15 protein-coding genes, 2 pseudogenes and 1 other annotated feature are annotated in these 21148 nt (G+C 65.8%); of the genes and pseudogenes, 6 read left to right on the top strand and 11 right to left on the bottom strand.

From position 1 onward, the window contains the following. Positions 1-36: 36 nt before the first annotated feature. The 4 genes from PSR88_RS03780 to PSR88_RS03765 all read right to left on the bottom strand — a co-directional run bounded on the left by PSR88_RS03780 (position 37) and on the right by PSR88_RS03765 (position 7486). Complete coding sequence (locus PSR88_RS03780) at positions 37-3300, bottom strand: protein kinase domain-containing protein (protein WP_016880679.1); 3264 nt, start codon at positions 3298-3300, stop codon at positions 37-39. A gap of 167 nt (positions 3301-3467) precedes the next feature. Next, entirely contained in the window at positions 3468-4295 is an 828-nt protein-coding gene (locus PSR88_RS03775) for an alpha/beta fold hydrolase (protein ID WP_063711541.1), read from the bottom strand. Between the two features lie 474 nt (positions 4296-4769). Beyond that, on the bottom strand, positions 4770-6476 hold the full coding sequence (locus PSR88_RS03770) for a PHA/PHB synthase family protein (RefSeq protein ID WP_016880678.1): 1707 nt from the start codon (positions 6474-6476) through the stop codon (positions 4770-4772). Positions 6477-7012: 536 nt separating this feature from the next. After that, positions 7013-7486 (bottom strand): nitroreductase/quinone reductase family protein, encoded by a 474-nt coding sequence (locus PSR88_RS03765; protein WP_016880677.1) that lies wholly within the window; start codon positions 7484-7486, stop codon positions 7013-7015. A gap of 792 nt (positions 7487-8278) precedes the next feature. On the opposite strand from PSR88_RS03765, the gene PSR88_RS03760 reads away from it, so the two are divergent. Beyond that, positions 8279-9670 (top strand): DUF2252 domain-containing protein, encoded by a 1392-nt coding sequence (locus tag PSR88_RS03760; protein ID WP_029538087.1) that lies wholly within the window; start codon positions 8279-8281, stop codon positions 9668-9670. Positions 9671-9977: 307 nt separating this feature from the next. Here the strand turns inward: PSR88_RS03760 and PSR88_RS03755 are convergent, their stop codons facing one another. Together PSR88_RS03755 and PSR88_RS03750 are read right to left on the bottom strand one after the other, a co-directional pair. After that, a complete protein-coding gene (locus PSR88_RS03755) occupies positions 9978-10817 on the bottom strand; it encodes a carotenoid oxygenase family protein (RefSeq protein WP_016880674.1) in 840 nt (279 codons plus the stop codon). A 675-nt stretch (positions 10818-11492) separates the two neighbouring features. Beyond that, the gene (locus PSR88_RS03750; protein WP_016880673.1) at positions 11493-11984 is read right to left on the bottom strand and encodes an SRPBCC family protein; all 492 of its coding nucleotides are present in this window, start codon (positions 11982-11984) and stop codon (positions 11493-11495) included. A gap of 136 nt (positions 11985-12120) precedes the next feature. Here PSR88_RS03750 and PSR88_RS03745 point away from each other — a divergent pair. Next, positions 12121-13295: pseudogene (locus tag PSR88_RS03745) on the top strand (IS3 family transposase). Further along, positions 12284-12413 (top strand) — a sequence feature (AL1L pseudoknot). (Overlaps the previous pseudogene by 130 nt.) Before the next feature lie 26 nt (positions 13296-13321). Here PSR88_RS03745 and PSR88_RS03740 read toward each other — a convergent pair. Further along, entirely contained in the window at positions 13322-13762 is a 441-nt protein-coding gene (locus PSR88_RS03740) for a VOC family protein (protein ID WP_029538082.1), read from the bottom strand. Between the two features lie 448 nt (positions 13763-14210). On the opposite strand from PSR88_RS03740, the gene PSR88_RS03735 reads away from it, so the two are divergent. After that, the gene (locus tag PSR88_RS03735; RefSeq protein ID WP_081437514.1) at positions 14211-14456 is read left to right on the top strand and encodes a DUF2630 family protein; all 246 of its coding nucleotides are present in this window, start codon (positions 14211-14213) and stop codon (positions 14454-14456) included. A 138-nt stretch (positions 14457-14594) separates the two neighbouring features. Beyond that, positions 14595-14708: pseudogene (locus tag PSR88_RS03730) on the top strand (4-hydroxyphenyl-beta-ketoacyl-CoA hydrolase); the annotation flags it as partial. On the opposite strand, the gene PSR88_RS03725 reads toward PSR88_RS03730, so the two are convergent. The 3 genes from PSR88_RS03725 to PSR88_RS03715 all read right to left on the bottom strand — a co-directional run bounded on the left by PSR88_RS03725 (position 14663) and on the right by PSR88_RS03715 (position 17405). Then, on the bottom strand, positions 14663-15088 hold the full coding sequence (locus tag PSR88_RS03725) for a recombinase family protein (RefSeq protein ID WP_202801302.1): 426 nt from the start codon (positions 15086-15088) through the stop codon (positions 14663-14665). The pseudogene PSR88_RS03730 and the gene PSR88_RS03725 overlap by 46 nt on opposite strands. Positions 15089-15230: 142 nt before the next feature. Then, positions 15231-16358, bottom strand: a complete 1128-nt coding sequence (locus PSR88_RS03720) for a flavin-containing monooxygenase (protein ID WP_011593985.1) — start codon at positions 16356-16358, stop codon at positions 15231-15233. Positions 16359-16385: 27 nt separating this feature from the next. After that, a complete protein-coding gene (locus tag PSR88_RS03715; protein WP_016880670.1) occupies positions 16386-17405 on the bottom strand; it encodes a methyltransferase in 1020 nt (339 codons plus the stop codon). A 107-nt stretch (positions 17406-17512) separates the two neighbouring features. Here PSR88_RS03715 and PSR88_RS03710 point away from each other — a divergent pair, with 107 nt between their 5' ends. Further along, positions 17513-18634 (top strand): helix-turn-helix transcriptional regulator, encoded by a 1122-nt coding sequence (locus PSR88_RS03710; RefSeq protein ID WP_016880668.1) that lies wholly within the window; start codon positions 17513-17515, stop codon positions 18632-18634. Between the two features lie 385 nt (positions 18635-19019). Here PSR88_RS03710 and PSR88_RS03705 read toward each other — a convergent pair whose 3' ends face one another. After that, the gene (locus tag PSR88_RS03705) at positions 19020-19238 is read right to left on the bottom strand and encodes a hypothetical protein (protein ID WP_009473350.1); all 219 of its coding nucleotides are present in this window, start codon (positions 19236-19238) and stop codon (positions 19020-19022) included. A 324-nt stretch (positions 19239-19562) separates the two neighbouring features. Here PSR88_RS03705 and PSR88_RS03700 point away from each other — a divergent pair, with 324 nt between their 5' ends. Continuing rightward, positions 19563-21104, top strand: a complete 1542-nt coding sequence (locus PSR88_RS03700) for an alpha/beta hydrolase (protein ID WP_029538078.1) — start codon at positions 19563-19565, stop codon at positions 21102-21104. Positions 21105-21148 lie beyond the last annotated feature (44 nt).

Raw genomic sequence — 21148 nt, 5'->3', positions numbered from 1 at the left:
GGGGTGAGCGACCTCGCTCAGCCCGCGCCGATGCCGCTACTGACGTTTCCGCTCCACGACCCAGGCCGCGACCTGTGTGCGGGAGGCGAAACTCAGTTTGGCCAGGATGTGCTCCACGTGGCCTTGCGCGGTGCGTGGTGAGATCACCAGGCGGTCGGCGATGGCCTGGTTGGTCAGGCCTTCGGCGATCAGGTCGGCGACTTGGTGTTCCCTCTTGGTCAGTCGCACCGACGAATCTGTGTCGGGCGCGGAGGTGCTGGCCGGCTGCTCATGGAGAGCGTAGGCGATCGCTGCATCGAAGCCGAGACTTCGGCCCTTGCTGTGGGCCGACGCAAAAACTTTGTCTCCGAGTTCCTTCCGGGACTCCTGGTCGCAGTCCTGATGATAAACAAGCAAATTGGTATGTATGACCACAGCGCTGCCCACCGATTGCGCCAGCCCGTCCGCGGCTCCCATCAGCGTTGCGGCCCGTAGTGCGTCGCCCTGTTGGCGGGTGATCCAGGCCAGTGCCTCGAGGCAGGCTGTCGCGACGCGGGGGGTGTGCACGTGCCGGGTCAGCTCGAGCGATTGTTCGAGGAGCCGGACCGCACGATCGGTATCGCCCTGTCGCCACACGTCGATGCCCATGGCCCACAGAGAGTGCGCCCGGTACATTTTCTCGCCGTATCGCTCCGTTATCGCGAGGGCACGTTCGTGGCATTCGATCGCCCGGTCTGTCCGGCCGGACAGACCGTAGGCCGTTCCCAACGGGTACAGGAGGCTGGTTTCGAGTGTGCGATCTTTCCGTGCACTGAACTCGACGAGAGCGGATTCGAGGTGAGAGCATGCTCGCGCGAGATCACCGCTGTATAGCGCCAGCATGCCGTCGGCGCAGTCGCTGTACGCCCGCAACACAGGGTCGCTCGTGTGTGCGGTGAGAGTCCGCGCCGCCTCGACGAGCGCCGCCCCGGCCTCGAGGTCTCCCTGGCTATTGGCCATCACGCTGTCATAGCAGAGCGCCGTAACCCGTTCGAGGGTCGTTGCACCGCTGCGGCGGTCGAGGAGGTGGTCGAGCCACCGCCGGCCCTCGTTGTAGAGGCCTTGGGAACTCCAGAACCAGTACAGTGCGGCGGCGATGCGAAGGCCGGCGGCGGGATCGTCGTCGATGCTGAACTCGAGGGCCTCCCGCAGATTCGGCTGTTCCCGCTTCAGCCGGGCGATCCAGTCGAGCTGGCGGGCGCTGATCCAGTCGGCCTCCGCATCGCGCACCAGCGTCTCGTACCAGTCCCGGTGCCGGCGGCGCAACGCCACAGCCTCACCGGTCTGCTCGATTTTCTCGTAGCCGTACTCGCGGAGGGTCTCGAGCATCCGGAAACGCACCGCCGACCCGGATTCCTCCCGGATCAGGATCGACTTCTCCACCAAGGAGGTCAGCGTGTCGAGCAACTCGTCCGGTGCCAGGCCCGCGCCGCACACCTGCTCCGCGGCATCGAGTTCGAAACTTCCCGCGAACACCGCCACCCGCCCCCACACGAGTTGTTCATCGGCGGTGCACAACTCGAAGCTCCAGTCGATACACAACCGCAGGGTTTGCTGCCGCGTCGGCGCACCCCGGTTGCCGCGGGTCAGCAGCGTGTAGCGGTCGGTCAGCCGCCCCAGGATCTGCTGGGGCGACATCGCCCGCAGCCGCGCCGCCGCCAGTTCGATCGGCAGCGGCAACCCGTCGAGGCGGTGACAGATCCCCGCCACCTCCGCCGCATTGTCGTCGGTGAGCGCGAACCCCGGAACGGCAGCATTGGCGCGTTCGGTAAACAACGTCACCGCATCGTATTTGGGTAACCCGCGCAGGGAGAGCTTCCGTTCGGGATCGGGGACGGCCAGCGGGGGGACCCGCAGCACTGCTTCCCCGCCGATGCCGAGGGGCTCACGGCTAGTGGCGAGGGTCCGCAACCGCGGACACGTCCGTAGCAGGGTTTCGGTCAGTTCCGCCACGGCGTCTACCAGGTGCTCGCAATTGTCGAGAACCAACAGCACCTCGCGCGGGGCGAGGAACTCGATCAGGACATCCCGCAGGGGCCTCGTCGAGTGGTCCCGGACTCCCAGTGCGCCGGCGAGGGCGTCGACCAACGACGACGCGTCGTGCAGCTCACCCAACTCCACCAGCCGCACACCGTTGGCGTAGTCGCGCTGCACAGCCGACGAAATCCGCATCGCCAGCCGCGTCTTGCCCACACCTCCGATCCCGGTCAACGTCACCAGCCGCGACCCGGCCAGGAGGTTCTTCGCCTCGGTGAGCTCGTGCCGGCGGCCGACGAAACTCGTCAGTTCCAGGGGAAGGGCTCCGGTAGTGCTCCGAGGGGCGGGTTCTGTGGGGTGCCGAACGCCTGACGCTAGCGCTCGGTCACCGACCTCGGCGCCCGGTTCGGCGCGCAGGGCCATCTCGTCGACCGGGAAGCCGTGGGCGCGTTGCAGGGCTCGCAGCTCCTCTCCGAAGTCGGCGGCGGTAGCCGGGCGCTGGTCGGGCTCGCGGGACATCGCGTGGGCGATCGCCGCGGACACGTCGTCGGGGATGCCGTGCTCGCGCAGGTCGGGGACCGGTTGCGTGGTGATCCGCAGGAACTGCGCTACGACCTGCTCACCGCTGCGGCGTTCGAATGCGGCGTGGCCGGTCAGGGTACTGAACAGGGTGGCGCCGAGGCCGTAGACGTCGGCGGCCGGGCTCGGTGGTTCACCGCCGAGCACCTCTGGAGCGGTGTACGCCGGGGAGCCGGTGACGGCGCCGGTGGCGGTCTCGAAGCCGCCGCTGATGTGAGCGATGCCGAAATCGGTCAGTTCTGGTTCGCCGTAATCGGTGAGCAGGATGTTCGCGGGTTTGATGTCGCGATGCAGGATGCCGAGCCGGTGTGCAGTCTCCACCGCTCCGGCCATTCTCACCCCTAGGCGTAGTGCCTCCTCCACCGGCAGCGGACCGTGGCGGCGGATCCGCACGTCCAGGGAATCCTGCGGGTGGTACGGCATCACGATGTAGGGAAGTTCGCTGTCGGTGGCACCGACCTGCAGAATGTTGACGATGTTCGGGTGCCCGGTCAGCCGCCCCATCGCCCGCTGTTCCCGGAAGAATCGTGCCCGGTTCTCGTCGTCGAGTTCGACGGTGAGGACCTTCACCGCTACCGTGCGCTCCAGGTCTTCCTGGGTGCAGCGGTAGACGACGCCGAAACCGCCGCGGCCGATCTCTTGGGCATCGTCGAAGCCGGTGCCTGCCAACTCCGCCGCCGGGGAGGGCGGGTACCTCTGAGTGTCGAGCGGATCACCTGCACCCATCGGACGGTCTACTCACTCCGTCGGCTCATGGGGCTGCGGGCTGGTCCCGACGGCACGACCAGCGGAAATACAACCGTGGACTCACCTCTCGATGGCGTCCTCTCAAGGATATCGCCGACACCCCGGGCACACGGAATCGCTGCAGCCCTCCGAGGGCCGGCCTCACATCAGGCCGACGGTGCTCTCCGTAGGAAGTCCTCGATGACGGGGCCGAGCGTGGCGGCGTTGGTGAGGAGGTCGACGTGGCCGCCGGGGTGTGTGACGAGGGTGGCGTTCGGCATCAGCCGGTACATGATGTGCGCGTTGATGATCGGGATGATCGGGTCGTCGGTGCCCGCGACGATGAGGGTGGGTTGGCGGATTGCCGGGAGGGCGAACAGGCTCGACCACACCGCCCCGGCGAGCAGCTGGTGCAGGTAGCCGCGGCGGGATCCGGCGGCGAGTTGATGGCTGACGAGCTGGGTGACGGTGGCGTTACCGAAGTCGACGCTGCCGCCATAGATCGTCGCGGCGATGGAGGCCAAGTAGTTGCGGTCGACGAACCGGCGCGGGGTGAGCATCTTCGCGAGGACAGCGGGCCGGGCGGGCACCATCAGGGCGCCGGTTGCGGTTGCGGCCAGGACCAGGCGGCGACACCGGCGCGGGTTCTGGAACGCGAACTGCTGGGCGAGGGCCCCGCCCCATGAGTACCCCAGCATGTCGACCCGGCCGTAGCCGAGCGTGTCGAGCATTCGTCCGGTTACCCACGCAAGATACGGGATCCCATAGGGCACAGGAGAAGTCGGTGACGCCCCGGTGCCTGGGGCGTCGAACCGGATCACGGTGCGGTGTGCGGCGAGATGTGCGACCAGCGGGTCGAGTACCTCGAGGCTGGCGCCGATCCCGTTGCACAGCACCAGCGGCACGCCGGTGCCGCGCCGGATGTGTACACGCAGGTGCTGGCCACCGGCGCGCACCATCCGGGACTCGCCCGCCCGGTCCGGAGGGCGGTTCATCTGTAGACGATCACTGGTTTCGGCGACGCAGACGGGTGATGTTGCTTTCTCGGACTCGAAGGTGACGCCGAACACGGCCTCGAGCCCGGCCTCGAATCGCTGCGCGGAAAGGATCCGGCCGGTGCAGCGGACCTTCGTTCCCACTCGGTCGGGTGTGGGGAAGCGAACCCTGTTGAGTCCGTAATCGATGGTCTCCGGTGCACTGTCGATGGTGAGCAGGTCGCCAAGGCCCGTGGGAGGAGTGAGAGGGTGAGATAGCCGGAGGCGACGGCATTCTTGAATTCGGCCGCGGTGCGCGGTGGGGGGTGAGGGAGCCGCCGGTAGTCGCCGGTGGCGTCGGCGAACAGGTTCACCCGCTCGTAGGTGATCTGGTACCAGTCGGTGGTGCCGAGCTGCTCGCCGACGAGATCAAGGAGCTCGGCCGGGCGCGTCAGGTGTGTGGTCATCGCGGCCCTCCGATTGCGAGGTGGTGGGTCATTGTTCGCGGACGTAGGAGCCGGGCGCGGGCATCAGGGGTGGGAGATCCACGGCGCCGAGCATGGCTGGTGCGTCCTTGGCGGGTCCGCTGCGCTTGCTCAGCCAGTCCGCAAAGTCGGGCCACCAGGAGTCTTGCTGCTGCTGGGAGGTCTCGAGCCACTCGGCGGGGTGCTCGGTGCTCGGTGAAGCCATCCGGTAGGACGCGCGAGGATTGCCGGGCGGGTTGACCATCGCGGCGATGTGTCCACTGGTGGAGAGGACGAACCGGCTACTCTCGCTGCCGAGTAGGCGGGCGCTGCGGTAGCACGCCTGCCAGGGGCTGATGTGGTCGGCGATGCCGGCGATCACATACGAGTCCACGATGACCTTGGACAGGTCGACGGGGGTGCCGAGCATACTCACCGCGCCCGGGGTGGTCAGCGCGTTGCTCAGGCCGATCTGCACCATGTCCTTGTGGAGGGTGGCCGTCATGCGGGTGGTGTCGGCGTTCCAGAACAGTACGTCGAACGGCGGCGGCGTGCGGCCCTGGATGTAGTTGTTCACCCAGTATCGCCACACCAGGTCGGTGGGGCGCAACCAGGCGAACACCTCGGCCAGAGACCGGCCGTCGAGGTATCCGCGCGCGGCCGAGACCTGGATGGCGGCCTGGGCGGTTGTCGGGTCGAGAGCGGCGGCCGCGAATCCGGCCCGGCTCTGGTCGAGGACGGTGACCGCCAGCGTGAGGCCGGCGAGGCGGTCGCCCTGACCGATGTGGGTCAGATGTGCGGCGGTCATCGCGGCCAGCATCCCGCCCGAGCAGCTCCCGTGCAAGTGCGTGCGCGTACTGCCGGTGATCTTTTCGACCGCGTCCAAGGCGTCGACGATGGCCTGCCCGTAGGTGTCCAATCCCCAGGTGCGGTGGCGGGCCTTCGGGTTGCGCCAGGAGATGGTGAACACCTGCTGACCCTGGCCGAGGAAGTACTCGACCATGCTGCGGCCCGGTGAGATGTCGGTGATGTAGAACTTGTTGATCACCGGGGGCACGATCAGCAGCGGCACCTCGCGCACCGTCGGGGTCTGCGGAGCGTACTGGATGATCTCCATTATCCGGTTCTGAAAGATCACGGACCCGGGTGTCGCGGCGACGGTGCCGCCGACAATGAATGCGTCGGGGTCCACCATCGTTGGCACCCGTGGTGTGGTGGCCAGGTCGCGGACCAGATTGCTCATCCCGCGCACGACGCTGGTGCCGCCGGTGTCGATCACCGCCTTGTAGCCGAGCGGGTTGAGCAGCGGGTTGTTACTTGGCGCGGCGGCTTCGACGGCGTTGTCGAGGACGAACTGCAGGCGCTCTCGATCTCTCCACTCGAGGTCGGCGTCGATGAGCAGTTTGCCCGCGGTCTCGGCAACGGCGAGGTGGGTCTGCATGATGCGGCGCAGCAACGGGTTTCCAGACCAGGCCGGGTCGGCGAACCGTTGGTCCGCGCGTGCTGGGCTCCGGGTAGAGGTGCCGCGCGTGATGTCCGCCAGTTCCACCGCCAGCCCGCGGCCACGGCCGAGAAGAAAGTGCGGTGCTCCGGCCAGGCTGGCGCCGAGTCGCAACCAGGAACGGTTGGGCAGCATCCGGCGGGCGATCCCGAACACCGAGTCGGTCAGCAGCAGGTCCAGCGGTGCGGCGAGCTCCTCGGCCTCGGCCTCGGTGGCGGCGACGATGGTGTCGGTCATGGTAGGTCTCCTTGTTGTTCGGTCAGACGGTGTGCGGACGAGACATGGGTGGACAGTGATGCGAACGGTGTGGATCCGGCGTGCGACTAATGTCATCGACATCCGCCCGGTGTGGCGTTGGTGGACGTCTTGGCGACGCTCCAGCGGCGGAGAGTGATGCGCTGTCGACCGCCGTTCCGAATGCTCCCTCGGAACGGTCGACGAGGATGAGAGGGGGAGTCCGGCGCCAGTCGGACCTTGATCGATTTGCTGGTCGGGGACGTGGAGTGTGTCGCGGAGTTCGGGTGGTGCTTGGAAGCTGGTCGCCGGCGGTGAGGTCTCGTTGGTGTGCGGGCGGCGGATCATCCAGCGCCCAGGCGTCGCCGGGCGAGATTGGTGATGGCGACCTTGTCTTATGGCAGCGCTTACACCCCGAATACGGCGAACGTTCGGTTACCTGTTTGCATATTCGTCATCATTTGGGACACAGAAGGATACATATTCTGCGGCATGGTGTGGTCATTTGCTGTTGCAGCGCAACGTAACTGGGCTGGCACTCAAGTCCCCGCATTCATCGGCTCGAAGACGATCGAGTGGCGCACCCCATTTCGCTTCATGTGGTTGTCATGCTCGGGCCACATCCCGCGCCGCCTCGGCATGTTGCGCGCGACCTCATCCTCTGTAGCGGGTCGCGACAGATAGTTTGCAGCGGTGCCACCGATTTCGATACGTGCCTGGTCGGCGAGCAGGTTCTTCGGCCAACTGGAGGCCGCTTCTAGCCTGAAGTTCTCGCAAGCGGCGACGAGATTCTTGCCATCGCGAACATAGTGCAGCGGAACCGTTCGATCTTTGCTTCTTCTGCCTGTCGTCAGCAGCAGCAGGGTCGTGAGCTGCGGTCCGCTCAGGGAGGGCCGGCCTCGGCTCCCGCGGATCAGTGCCCGGTCTCCCCGTGAGCCGACGTAGTTCATGAACAGGGAGAACCAGCGGTAGTGACCGACCCGACGCATCACGCCGATATACAGCTCACTCATGGTCGGACCTACGCGCGATCGCGTCTGGGTGTCGTCAGTTGAGGCCATATACCAAAGCTCCCGCCGTACGTATTTACAGTTTGCTCGACAGATATACGGATAACATGGACTGTACTGCGACGCGCACGGCGCTGCAACACCCTGTCCGAACTGATCGACAGGGCTTACAACTAGCGCGGCGTGGATGGTGGATCGCTTACGGTTCGAACTCGAGCGGTGGGGTTCGGTGGTCGAGGCTTTCGTTCTTCTCCGTGGCTGTTGGTGGACGATGTCGGCGGAGCGATCGAGCCGATCCGTCGGTATCTGGTCGAGGTCTCGGCTCTCGGCTCTCGGCAATCGGCCGGGTAGCGTGCGCAGTTACGCCTTCGATATACGTCGGTGCTGGCGATGGCTTCGGATAGTCGGCGTGCCGTGGCAGCGCGCGACATCGGCCGCGATTCGCGACTACGCGCTGTGGCTCGGTGTGGCGACCAAGCCAGGCGTGTCCGCGCGCACGGTGTCGTCGACGACAGCGGGAACAGTCAATTCAGTCACTCGCAAGGCTTACCTGAACGATCGCTACCAACCGCGGACGGTCCGTCACGCGTTGGCGGTACCAAGGGAGTTCTACGGGTGTTGGGCCGATCTCGGCGAGGGACCCGTCGATATGCTGCACGCATCCTTACTGCTCACAGCGAAGAGACGGTGATCGAGTTGTCTGATGCGCAACGTGGCCAACCCCGACAAGCTGCACGCCGTGGTGGTCGGCCCGATCCTCCACGTCGGCGCGCAGCAACCGCGGACGCGCACATCGTGTTGCCGACCATCGACGGGCAGTCGTTCGCGTCGTTGCGCCGCCGGGCCACGCCGAGGGCGGAGCGGTACGCGCTCGGCAAACGCCTGCGTAAGCAGGCACCGCGGTCCACGCTCGGCGAGTGGCGCGCACCGGACGATCGCCCCGATGTGGTGGATCAAATCGGTGTGTCGCACCAAGGTCGGGTGGAATCGCTCATACCGGTCAGGGTGGGGCGGATGGCGGCCTCGCCGTACGGTTTTCTGCGCGGCACCGCGATCGTGATGGCCCAGGACCTCGCCGGGCTGCCGGCGACCGGAATCCAGCCGGTGATCTGCGGGGACGCGCATCTGGGCAACTTCGGGTTCTACGCCTCGCCGGAGCGCGACCTGGTGCTGGATCTGAACGACTTCGACGAGGCGCATCCCGGCGGCTGGGAATGGGACCTGCGTCGCCTGACTGCGAGCATCTGGGTGGCGGGCCGGCAGAACTCGGCGACCGAGGGGCAGTGCGAGAGTGCAGTGCAGTCCTGCGTCGCCACCTATCGCGAGCATGTGCGCTGGCTCGCGGAACAACCATTGCTGGCGCGCTCGTTCGAGCGACTCGACCTCGACCGGCTGCAGACGACGGCGTCGGACGAGTCGCTGCGCCACGAGATCACCCGCGCCGCGGAGCGGGCTCGGCGCCGGGTCAGCGACCGGGCGCTGCCCCGATTCACCGAGCAGGACGAAACCGGCCGGCGCATCGTGGAGGAGCCGCCGCTGATCACCCGGGTGTCCGAGGCGGAGGCCGAGCAAATCGCCGCCGGGCTCGACGAATACCTCACCACGCTGCCCAGCCACTGGGCACGACTGCTCAGTGGCTACACCGTCGTCGACGTCGCGCACAAAGTGGTCGGCGTGGGCAGCGTCGGATTACGTGCCTACGTCGTGCTGTGCGAAGGGAGCAGTGTCGACGACGTGGTGTTCCTGCAGCTCAAGCAGGCACGTCGATCCGTCGTGGCACGCTTCGTTCACGGCGAGTCCGCCTGGCACGACCACCAGGGCCGGCGCGTGGTCGAGTATCAGCAGGCCCTGCAGACCGTCAGCGATCCGTTACTCGGCTGGACCACGGTGAAGGGCCGGCAGTACTACGTGCGGCAGTTCCGGAACATGAAGGGCGCGGTCCCGATCGACCACCTCAGCGCAGCAGCGCTGACCGACTACGCCGGCATCTGCGGGCGCCTGCTCGCGAAGGGCCACGCGCGGACCAGTGGTGCGTCGATGATCGGCGGCTACGTCGGAAAGTCGGACACGCTCGACGTCGCACTGAGCCGGTTCGCGCACGCGTACGCGGATCAGACCGAACGCGACCACGCGACGTTGGTCGACGCGGTGAAGCGGGGGAAGTTGCCGTGTGAGCCGCCGACGTGAATCGGTGTGTATTTGTCGTCCGGCTTCGCGGCGGTCACACTCTGGGTCTTCGCCGGTTTCGGCCTAGTGTGTGGACTCGTAGGTGCTGCCGTCTTGTGGTGGTACGCCTCCCAGCCGTTCACGATCTACACGGCCAGCTACCAGCCGAACGAGTTCCATTCGATACGGAGCGACAAGGTCTCGGTTGACCGATACATGATTGGACTGGTCGTTGGTGGCCCTCTTTTCGGAGCCGCAATCGGGGCGCTCGTTTCCACGACGGGTTGGAATCTCATGCGGAGAGAACGCACGCGCGATTCTGTCCAAATCATGAGGCCGTCACTCGACTGGTGAAGCTGCCGTGGAATCCGGGGAAGAAGTGCCGGTCCAACCTGGCGACGGCGATGGGTGCGCGGGAGGGGTCGCGGGCGTCGGGAACCACCAAGGCGGAGCGGTGCTCGGCAGCGAGATAGACGACGGTCAGCAGCCAGCCGCCGTCCTCGGCTGCGGTGCCCGAGCGGGGCACGGAGATCGGCTCGCCGACCGCGTCGCCCGGTTCGAATACGTGCTCCAGATGTCGCCCCGTGTCGGTGTCGATCTTGACGACACGGTTCGAGGCATCGGGGCGTGAATCAAGTGTGCCGTGATAGCCGTACCGATAGGTTCGCGAGGCGCACCGCCAATCATGTTGCGGCAGTTCGGTTCGCTGGCCGCTGAAGTCCTCGACAGTGACTTTGCTGCCTTTGCTGACGCGAAGCCGTGACGCGTAGCCGCCGATCACGGCAGGAGCGCGGAAGTCGCGCGCGGGATCGAAGAAGTCGTGATAGTCGTCGTACCGGACAAGGTCGACCACAACATCGCCACGATCCTCGAACGCATTGTTGATGTGGACGTACATCAGCGGCGGGCATTCGATTTCGCGTCGCTTACCACCGCCGCGGGGGACAAGGATGATCTTGGTGCCGACCTCGGGCCGGTAGCTCGTTGCTGCTTCGGCTGTGCTCAGACCGAGCATCGCCTTGACCGGGTCGAGGATGATCGGCGCAAGTACGAATACGTAGTAGTGCTCGGTGAGGGCGAAGTCATGCTGGATGTGCGCGTGATCGAGCGGGACGGTCGCATCTTGGGTAGCTGTCCAACTGACGATGGCTAGAACGGACCAGATCACCGCAGAACGGCGCTCAGCCTGTCAGTTTCAGAAGACGACTGCACACGTCCAGATGGACGCACGTCGTCGAGGGAGAGTGAGGCCCGTGTTCATTTCACTGCGTTGAATTCCTGCGGCAACGCGGCGGTCAAGGCGCTCCTGCGGCCGGACACCCCCGAGTGTTTCGTGGGTCCACGGGCAGCAAACTCCCGTTCCGGGTGCTGGCAGTGGCCCACTCTCCTGTGGTGAGGATCCAAGCGAACACGCGCCGACCAAGACGGACGCCATTTCGAGTGCAGGCAGAGGCGACCGGGCTGGCCTAGGGCTGCGCCGGGCATCGGTGCTGGTGTCCATCCCATCCCGGCCGGCCGGTCCCCGTAGCAGGGCTTGGGTGCGGCTCACGTGGAGTGAGGGTGTGAATCCGGAGGCACTCGCAATTCAGGGGCAATACCCGCGCTGACCTGCATTGGGGAACAACTGAATTCGATTCCGGGTAGCTGTGGGGCGCGTATGGGGCGCGGGTGCTCGTACACAAGCCGATACTCAGCGGGGGCCGTTCACGCTCGGCTTCGTTACACAGGCTCCGACATCCATCCTTGCCGCTCCACCCCGCCCCGAGCACGTTCCCGACAGTGGTCGGCCCGCCGTCACGTCCGGCTTCTCCCCACTCTTCGGGAGACGAGCGCTGATCGTAGATCAGTCCTTCGCTTCGCGGACGTCCTTTCCCTGCTCGGCGAACGCCTTGAAGTCCTGCATGTGCTGTTGTGACTGCTTGCGGGAGGCGCCGGGCATCAGGAGCCCCACCAGCCGCATCAGCAAGCCGCTGAACCGGTATTCGCTCTCGCTCACCCAGAGCGTCATCTCCGGACCGACTTCGGTCAGCCGGTCGCGCACGGCGCTCCACATGCCCTCGCCGACGATCTCGCGGTCGAAGTGAACGACGCTCCCTTTCGGGATCCCGCGCAGGTCTTCCGGTTCCCGACGCGTGATGGTCTCGGTGCATTCGATCTCCTGCTTCCCCATCTGCATCACGACCCGCGATGTGGTACCGACCTGTCCGTGCACCCCACTCAGCGGCTCGTGCAGCACCAGACCCCGCAGCCACTTCGGCAGGTGTGCCGATTCGGCGAGCAGCTGTACCACTGTCTCCCGCGGCAGGGCGATCTCGATCGAGACGGTGTTCTTCATGGCGGAGCGCTCCTGGGTCCCGAGTAAAGAGGCCCACGCCAGCAGCCTCGCTTCATATTATGAGGTCACGGCGTGTTCAACGATTGAATCGCCCCGGGTCTGTCGGAGGCTCTCCAACCTGTGAAGGATGGAGAGCATGGCAGCACTACGGAAGTACAGCGTTGAGCTGAAGGATCGAGCAACGAGGATGGCGGTCGAGGCCCGCCAGGATCCGGCGACGCGGCCGGGAGCGATCAAGCGGATCGCCGATCAGCTCGGTGTGCACCCCGAGGCGTTACGGACTTGGGTCAAGCCGGCCTCGCCTTTCTTTGCGGCGGACATCGACCGCCCACAGCGCTGATCGTGGAGTTCGTCGCTGCTCACCGCGACGAGCACGGAGTCGATCCGATCTGCGCGGTCTTGCGCGGTAAGGCCACCCAGATCGCTCCGTCCACAGTCCGAGCTCACCTGAGTCCCCAGCGAACCGAATCGGCACGTGCCGTACGTGATCGCGAGGTTCTGTCCGAGATCCGGAGAGTTCATGCCGACAATCTCGGGGTGTATGGGGCCCGCAAAGTGCACGCCAGTCTGAAACGAGAGGGGACGTCGGTGGCCCGGTGCACCGTGGAACGATTGATGAAAGCCGATGGGCTACAGGGAATACCACGATTGAAAGGGCGGAAGATCACGCACAGTGACGGAGCCGAGACTCCGCGGCCGGCGGATCGGGTCCAGCGTCAGTTCGTCGCCGACGCGCCCAACACGTTGTGGGTGGCGGACCTGACCTACATTCGCACGCATTCGGGGTGGGTGGACGCCGCGTTCATCCTCGACGCGTTCTCCCGGATGATCGTCGGTTGGCAGGTCTCGACGTCGATGCGGACCGACCTGGCCCTCTTGGATACTGGGTTGTGGGCGCGCCGACGGGTCGGCCAGGACGTCGCCGGATTGATTCACCATAGCGACCGCGGCGTGCAGTATCGAGCGGTGCGATACACCGAGCGCCTCGACGAGTGTGACGCGGTGTCTTCTTTTGGTTCCAAGGGAGATTCGTATGACAACGCGATGGCGGAGGCGTTCAACTCGTTGTTCAAGGTCGAGTGCATTCGCAATCCCGTGATGCGCCCGCACGGGGGCTGGCGAGGCGTTGGAGACGTCGAGTGGGCGGTCGCTGAGCACATCGACTGGTTCAATCACCGCCGCTTGCACGGCGAGATCGACCACGTCCCACCCGCAGAGTACGAGACCGCCTACTGGTCGAATCACACGGCGGCCGACTACCGTGAGACACCGGTCCTCGCTGAGGCCTTCGCCCGTACGGTCCTCGAATAGACACACGTGGGCAACGCTCACGCGCGTCAGCCGATCTGCTCGAACAGGGACACTATGATCCCTTCGGGCCCACGTACGTAGGCCATCCGCACGCTGTTTTCGTACTCACCGATGCCGCCGATGAGCCCGTACCCGTCCGCAGCCACCGCATCGACGGCCGCCTGGAGGTCGCCGACCTCGAAGGACACGTTGCGCAGCCCAAGCTCGTTGGCCATCGCCGTGGGCGATCCGGGCACGTGGTCGGGCGTGACGAAGGTCGCGAGCTCCAGCCGCGATCCTCCGTCGGGCGGCCGCAGCATCGCGATCTCACAATGCGCGCCGGGGATGCCGCAGACGGTCTCCACGAATTCGCCCTCGACGGATCCGGTGCCCTCTACCTCGAGGCCCAGTCCGACGAAGAACGCCGTTGCCGAGTCGAGGTCCGCGACGGTGATGCCGATGTGGTCGAAACGTTGTACGTGTGCCATGGGATCCATCCTCCAATTGTTGTCTTGTGTTGTCTTGCCGATTCGATGCTGGGACGGAGCCGGTGCCGGGATCTCGACATGTTCTTGCCGCAAGCCTGCGATCAACCCAGGGTTTCGGAAGATCGTGCGGGACGACATCCTCCCCTCGACGGGGCGCCCGTTCATTGTGATGCAGCATCATCAACGGGGCTCTCTGGACGCGGCTGTGCGTCGGCAGGGTCCGATGGCCTGGGGCAAGGTGGTCCGGATCGGCGTAAAGTTGGCGGGGGCGTTGGAGACTGCGCACCGGGCGGCCATCCTGCACCGGGACGTCAAGCCGGGCCCAGTCGCCGCACCCGCGGTGCCTCGTTCCACCGAACGGCTGACAGATTTCGCTGGTCTATTCCGGGGTATCCCGATTCCAGCACTCGACGATCAGTGCGGCAACCACCGAAACGACGGAGATGTGATGAATCAGCCAGACCCTCTCGCGCAGATCGAGTCCCTCATCGCCCGCGAGCATGAGTTGCGGGACCGGGTCCAGGCCGGCGAACTGACCCCCGGCGAGGAACGCGACCAACTCCGTCGGGTCGAGGTAGCACTCGATCAGTGCTGGGACTTGCTCCGCCAGCGCCGCGCCCGCCAGGACTCCGGGCAAGACCCCGACGGTGCGGCCCCGCGTCCGATCCCGGAAGTCGAGAACTACCAGCAATGAGCTCAGGACTCCTTCCGCTACGGACGACCGGGTCGCGTCCCTGATCGAACAGGTCCAGAATCCGATCGCCTCATCGAGATCGGCCGGGTGCGGTTGCGGTGCCTGCGCCGTCAGCGTCGCCCGTTCCGTGAGTCGGCTGGGGTCCTCGCCCTGTTCCACACCGGTCAGACTGGGATCGGCGCCGGCGGCCACGGCATCAAACTGCGCTACTTCGACCAGATGCTGCTCGACGACGTCGCCGCCTGGGTCCCGCGACCTGTTCGGGCGGACGGTCGGTGGGTACTCCCGGTCTGACAGGATCGGCGGCGTCGTCGATCTGGGTGATGGTGAAGTGGTGTGAGCGGGCAAGGTGCTGGTGGGCTGTGCGCCGTCACCGCAGCTTGGACAGTGCTCCAGCGACCGGCCGAGGCGGTCGACAGCAGCGCCTTGTCCAGCTGCGGGCGCGACGCAAGTTTCCCGGAGGCCTTGTCGATGAAAATCTCATCGCACCCTGCGGCGGTCAACGCATCATGCTGCGACTCGGGACGCTGATCCCGCGTCGACACTCGGCCGTACCTGATCCTCACATCGGGGAATGTATCGCGTAGCCCCGACAACGTGACGTTGTTCCGTACACGGTGTTCTTTACGCATCCGACCTGGGTAAACGTCAACCGGTCAGTGATGTCTCATGAACAACCGTTTGTGTGGGGGGATCTGACCGGTCGGCCATCTCCGCGCAGACCCGCCATTGTTCGAGCGCCGGGGCAGGGCGGGAGAATCCTACTGCCGACGCTCACCGCAGTTCCCGCGCGATCGCTCGGGCCGCGCGGCGAGCCTGCTTCGCCGCGAATCCGATCTGCGACGGCCTGGGCACGAACCCGATGAAACGCAACCTCTCGGCGGCCGGCTTTTCACCGGTGGCGTGCGGCCAACCTCGCTCGTCCAGTACGCCGAGGTGCCCGACCAGCTTTTCGAGTTCCTGGCGGAACCCCGTCGCGCAGACCATCGCCTCCGGGTCGATTCGCACACCGTCCACCAGCCACACGCTGTCCGCGTCGAGTGACTCGACTCCGCGAACGACCTCGATGGACCTGTCTCGGATCGCGGCGATGAGCTCCTTGTCGACGATCGCCGGTGCCACGCCCAGGCGGGCGCTGCGGGCGAAGATCCCCTCGTCGGGGATCGGTAATCCGAACTCGCGCAGGTCGCCGATGCTCCTCTCCCGGCCGAACCGAGCGATTGCGTCCGCGATAGGGACCGGGGCATGGTAGAGCGGCGTCGCGATGAAGTCTCCCGGTATGCCACCAGGTCCTTGGCGGAGCATGATGTTCGGCGGCGTGCGAGCCGAAAGCCAGACCTTTGCCGCGCCTCCGGTGGCGAGGTCGTAGGCAATTTCCATGCCCGAGCAGCCCGCTCCCACCACGAGGACCCGTTTCCCGTTGTACTGCGAGGGATTCCGGTACTGCGAGGAATGAACCAGTGCACCCCGCCAGTCCCCGCGTCCGGGCCAGTCCGGGACGAAGGGCTCATGATCGAAGCCGGTCGCGACCACCACCTCGGCAGCGTCGACCGAACCGGCAGCGGTGGTCAACCGCCAGTGCCCGTCCGTTAGGTCGAGCCGTTCCACCGGGCAGCCCAGGCGCAGCTCGATCCCGTCCGCACGTGCGTGCCGCTCGAGATGCTCGATCACCTGTTCCCGCGTGGGAAAGGTCGGTGTGCCCTTGGGGTAGGGGCGGTTCGGCAGGTGGGAGAACTGCCTGCCGGTGTTCAGTCGCAGCCGGTCATAACGAGAGTGCCACGACGAACCGACTTGGTCGGCTCGGTCGATCAGCAACGGGTTGATGCCACGGTCGGCGAGGGCCACCGCCGCCGCGACCCCGGAAGTGCCGGCACCGACGATTGCGACTTGATGCTCGCTCATCGTGTGCTCCTTGGGTGTTGTCTTGTTTCATGCGGTTTCGGCGACAATGACGCTCATCGGGCCGGTGAGCGAGCGATGGTCGCGGCAGCGCCAGCCAGTGTCCTGCAGCCAGGCGATGCCTTCTCCGACGCTGTAGACGTCGCCGTGTTCGAGGTGGACCGCGAATTCGCCCGCCATCAGGGCGGCCGCGACCGGCTGGGTGTGGGTGGGGTCGGTCCAGAAGTCGGCAATCAGCAGCGTGGCGCCGGGTGCGGCGACGTCGCGAATGCGTTGTAGCAGCGCACGATTCTGCTCCGGCGACCAGTAATCCACCAGGTTCGCGACCAGGAAGGCGTCGTATCCGGTGGGCAGCGGGTCGGCCATCGCGTCGCCGGCGTATACGTCGATTCGCCCCTCCATCCCGACCGACGCGATGCGGTCCTGCGCGGTCTGGGCAACCGCCGGCAGCTCGAACACGGTCGCGCTCAGTTGCGGGCAGTGGCGCGCCACCGCGATGGACCAGGAGCCGGTGCCGCCGCCGATGTCGAGGAGTCGATGACTGCCGGACAGATCGACCGTGTCCGGCAGGGCGAGCGAGGAGCCGGCCGAAAACGCCTCGATACCGATCGAGGCGATGGGTTGCAGGGCGGCGTCGAGGTCGAAGATCTGGCGTTTCGGCCCGCGGGCGAGTGCGCCGGCCAGGTCTTCCCACGCCGGGAAGCTGATCTTGTCCCAGAACCGCAGCAGCGGACGCAGGTCGGCGGGCGATCCGCCGGCGAGGAACGCGGCCGCCGTCTCGGTATTGACATACTGTTCGCCTCGGCGTTCGAGCATACCCATCGCGACCATGGCGTCGGCGCTGATCCGGGTGGCTCGGGCAGTAAGCCCGCTGCGGGCGGCCAGGCCATGCAGGTCGGTGGGGCCCTCGCCCAACGCCTCGAACAAGCCGAGTTCGCTGGCGGCGAAGAGGTGTTTGGCGGCCATGAACCCGGACGCCAGCTGCATGATCGGCTCCGGGCTAGGCAGGTCGTGGTCGGTTTCGGCGGAGGTATGGGCTGTCATCGTCATGCAACCAGCGTCGTCGTTGTCGGTTCTGCGTCATATCCCTGAATCCTGGGGAATTCACCCAGATTTCTGGGGTAGGCAGCCCTAACCTGCTGCGATACACTTCGGAGATGGCGCAGAGCTTGCTGCCACGCGTCCGCGATCAAATCTCGCGTGCCGCCGCCGACCAGCTGGACTGGGTGGGGTACAGCGCGCGAATGAGCGAGGCCCTGCGCGCGGTGATCCCACATGACCGCTGCTGCTGGCACACCGTCGACCCGGGCACCATCCTGTTCACCGGCAGCGTCAACCGGAACGTTGGGTGTTCCGGATCCTGGTTGGCGCACTACGAATACGAGGTCGAGGACGTCGACAAGTGGGCGTTTCTTGCGCACAGTGGCCGCCTGGCGGGTGCACTTAGTCTGGATACCCACGGAGATTTGTCCCGCAGTGCACGGCACCGTTCGCACGAGGCGTACGGAATCGGCGACGAGCTGCGGGTCTCCCTGGTGTCGGACGGGGTCTACTGGGGTGCAGCGGCATTTCTGCGCGATGCGGGCGCGCCCTGGTACACCGCCGAGCACGTCCGCGCAATCGCCGCGCTGGCGCCCGCGCTCGCGACCGGTCTGCGACATTCGATGCTCCACAAGGTCGAGGCCGCCGTGACGACCGTGGACTACGGCCCCGGCGTGGTGGTCTTCGACGCCGCGGGCAACCCGGAATCGGTCTCACCCGCCGCGGAACGCTGGATCGACGAAATTGTCGAGGTCCCGGCGCCGTCGACGCCGTTCGAATCGAAGGTCGTGCAAGCCATCGCGGCCCGGGCGCGGGCGATCGAACCGGGCACCGATCCGCTGGAACTTGCCGCGCGCTCGCGGGTACGCACGCGATCCGGCGCCTGGCTGTTGCTGTACGGGACCAGGCTTTCCGGCGTCGAAGACGGACGCACCGCCGTCATCATCCAACCCGCGACGCCGCATGAGATCGCGCCCGTCATTGCCATGGCCTACGGACTGTCCCAACGCGAATGTCATCTCACTGCGCTGTGCATCCAAGGGCGATCGACAAGGGAGATGGCGCACGCAATGTCGTTATCCGTCTACACAATTCAAGACCACATGAAGTCGATCTTCGACAAGACCGGGGTGCGCAGCCGCGGGGAATTGGTGGGGCAGATATTCCTCGAGCACTACGCGCCACGCTGGGAGACGGCATCCCCGCCATCCGGATGGTGGGCGAAGGGCATCAACTGAATTCGCCGAACTCTCAGCTGTGCGTATCTGCTTCACGGCCAGTGGCGCGCCAACCAAGAAGGTTCACCGCCCGAACCATCTCTCCTTCCACGACGCTGGCGCTCACCGATACTTTGCCGTCGACCGGGAAGGTGCCCCTCGCACATTCTGTCGCCGCCGCAGCGAACGGAGGTGGCCCCGATTCCCTCCGTTCGTCCTGCAAGCCCAATCCCAATTCACACGACCAGCAGCGGCTCCGCGAGTCCGGCAGGCAGCGCCATATAAAGCCGCGAAATCGATGCCACTTATCGCCTTGAGTCACAACCAAACCCGCGGGTCAGAGTGGGTGTCGGAAAACGATCGTTTCTGCAGCTCACGAATGCGGCCCGCGACAGTCACGGTGTGTTCACGATGGATCGTCGGGAACCGCCCACAGGCCCGGGCCGGTCCGTCGGCCGGTGTCGGGGTTCAGTGCCCGGAGCTGTTCGGCGTCGTCGCTCAGTGCTTTCTGTGGGTGGGGTCGGGCGTCCTCGGTGACCTCTGGTGGTAGTGGGCAGTCTTGGTGTGCGAGGTCGGGGGTGTTGTCGATGAGCCGCGCCGCTCGCAGGGGGAGTGGCTCGGGCACTCGGACCGTGGGCGGTCGCGGCGTGGTCTCGGGTCGGGACGCCGAGGGTGGAGAACGTCGACATCGCTGTCGCCGGCTCGTCGGGACCTGTGTTGGCGCCGGTGAGGGCGGCGACTTCGACGAGGGCGGCGATTGTCGCACCGAGGGTGGGGGGCATGGTGATGGCTGGGTAGCATGCTGCCCTCGCGATTTCAGCGGCCTGTGTGGCCGCTTCGCCGGTAACGGCGCTCCCACTGCTATGGGTGTGCCAGGATTTATCCGAGTAAATACTCGGGCCGAGCCCGAACACAAGGTTCGGGCGGTCGCCATTTCAGGGTGGTTGACATGCGGTTTGTGAACCAGGTAACGGCGATAGCGTTTGTCTCGATTCTCGTCAGCTCAGCGTGTAGCAGCAATTCCGATCCGTCCGGTGCGCCACCGACGACTGTGGCGCATCCGCCGGCGGAGTTTGTCGAGGGTCCGTGCGCGAAGACGCCAAATCCGGTCCCACTGCTGGAGAATGCTCGCTGCGGGGAATTGTCGGTACCGGTGAACCGCACCAGAGAAGACAGCGGATCCTTGCGCTTGGCAGTTGCGATCGTTCCGTCGGAAACGCAGCCGCCGGCCAAGGCTCCGATCGTCTTTCTCATGGGCGGGCCCGGTCAGGATGCGGTCACCGATCCCCCGGTCAACCCGGACGTGCCGCTGAACCGTGATCGCGATCTGATCCTGATGGGACAGCGCGGCAACATAACGTCCAGCTCGCCGTTGCCCTGCCCGGAGATTTTCGAGTTCTTCGCCCACAGGATCGGAATGGCGTGGAACGCCGAGTCCACACGGGATGCGTACGTAGAAGCGGTGAAGGAGTGCCACGACCGCCTGGATCCCACCGTTGACCTCGCGGCATTCAATTCGACCGAGAGCACCTATGACCTGATCGACTTACGCAAGGCACTCGGCCTCGAGAGGTGGAATGTGTTCTCCCACTCGTACGGTACCGATCTTGCGTTGATCTACATGCGTCAAGACGCCGACGCTATCGAGTCGATCGTGTTCGACGGAGTGACGCCTCCATCGGCTGCTGCCCTGGGGTGGACCTGGGCCAGCGCTCGCCAAGCATTCGACAACATGGTCAAGGCGTGCGAGGACCAGCGGGCATGCAAAGAGCGCTATCCCGACCTGGGGGCCACGTTCATCCGGCTGGTCAACGAGCTCGAGGCGAAGCCCATCACCACGACGGTCAACGTTGAGGGTGTAGGAGAGACGAAAGTTGTCGTCGACGGCGGAATGCTGCTGAACTGGTTTGTCCCCGTGGCTACCCATCTACCGAAAGAGTTCCCCTCAACGGTCGATGAGCTCGCACACGGGAATGCGCAGCCCATTGCGTCGCGGTGGGCCGAGGTGTGGGGGCATCCGGAGAGGGGCGTCCTCCATTGGGGTCTCACCCTGAGCATTTGGTGCCGTGAATGGATCCCGTTCGAGACCGTCGAGCAGTCAATGCAACAGGCGGAAAAGGAATTCCCTGAACTCCCGGAGTCCGTTCGGGCCCAAGCGCCGCAGCTGCCGTTCCTGCGCGACGCCTGCCAGGTGTGGGACGTGCCGAGGGCCCCTGACTCGATCCGAGACATCACCGTCAGTGACATCCCTTCGCTTGTGCTGTCGGGTACCTACGACGGGCAGACCGGTGCGGTGTGGGGCGACTACATCGCGAAGGATCTCTCGGAATCCATAGTCGCGGTGGTGCCCGGAGCTGCACACGGTGTGTATGCAGAGCCACCGTGCGGAGCCGAGATAATCGCGTCGTTTTTCGACAATCCGGAGAAGCCGGACACATCCTGCACGGACACGACGCAACTGCCGGCATACGACATTCTCCCGCCACGCTGATGACGACCGAGGTGTTCGCCGTCGGTGGCCCTGAGTTGTCGCGC

Source organism: Rhodococcus sp. DK176 (assembly GCF_038447315.2).
Lineage (GTDB): Bacteria > Actinomycetota > Actinomycetes > Mycobacteriales > Mycobacteriaceae > Rhodococcus_F > Rhodococcus_F jostii_A.
This window is presented reverse-complemented; position numbering and strand designations above follow the sequence as displayed.

What these genes read in the sequence shown, in the direction of transcription:
- PSR88_RS03750 (WP_016880673.1), bottom strand. Translation starts at nt 11,984, where the DNA reads ATGAAGAACACCGTCTCGATCGAGATCGCCCTGCCGCGGGAGACAGTG.
- PSR88_RS03720 (WP_011593985.1), bottom strand. Translation starts at nt 16,358, where the DNA reads ATGAGCGAGCATCAAGTCGCAATCGTCGGTGCCGGCACTTCCGGGGTC.
- PSR88_RS03775 (WP_063711541.1), bottom strand. Translation starts at nt 4,295, where the DNA reads ATGAACCGCCCTCCGGACCGGGCGGGCGAGTCCCGGATGGTGCGCGCC.
- PSR88_RS03710 (WP_016880668.1), top strand. Translation starts at nt 17,513, where the DNA reads ATGGCGCAGAGCTTGCTGCCACGCGTCCGCGATCAAATCTCGCGTGCC.
- PSR88_RS03740 (WP_029538082.1), bottom strand. Translation starts at nt 13,762, where the DNA reads ATGGCACACGTACAACGTTTCGACCACATCGGCATCACCGTCGCGGAC.
- PSR88_RS03780 (WP_016880679.1), bottom strand. Translation starts at nt 3,300, where the DNA reads ATGGGTGCAGGTGATCCGCTCGACACTCAGAGGTACCCGCCCTCCCCG.
- PSR88_RS03765 (WP_016880677.1), bottom strand. Translation starts at nt 7,486, where the DNA reads ATGAGTGAGCTGTATATCGGCGTGATGCGTCGGGTCGGTCACTACCGC.
- PSR88_RS03725 (WP_202801302.1), bottom strand. Translation starts at nt 15,088, where the DNA reads ATGCGTAAAGAACACCGTGTACGGAACAACGTCACGTTGTCGGGGCTA.
- PSR88_RS03700 (WP_029538078.1), top strand. Translation starts at nt 19,563, where the DNA reads ATGCGGTTTGTGAACCAGGTAACGGCGATAGCGTTTGTCTCGATTCTC.
- PSR88_RS03770 (WP_016880678.1), bottom strand. Translation starts at nt 6,476, where the DNA reads ATGACCGACACCATCGTCGCCGCCACCGAGGCCGAGGCCGAGGAGCTC.
- PSR88_RS03715 (WP_016880670.1), bottom strand. Translation starts at nt 17,405, where the DNA reads ATGACGATGACAGCCCATACCTCCGCCGAAACCGACCACGACCTGCCT.
- PSR88_RS03735 (WP_081437514.1), top strand. Translation starts at nt 14,211, where the DNA reads ATGAATCAGCCAGACCCTCTCGCGCAGATCGAGTCCCTCATCGCCCGC.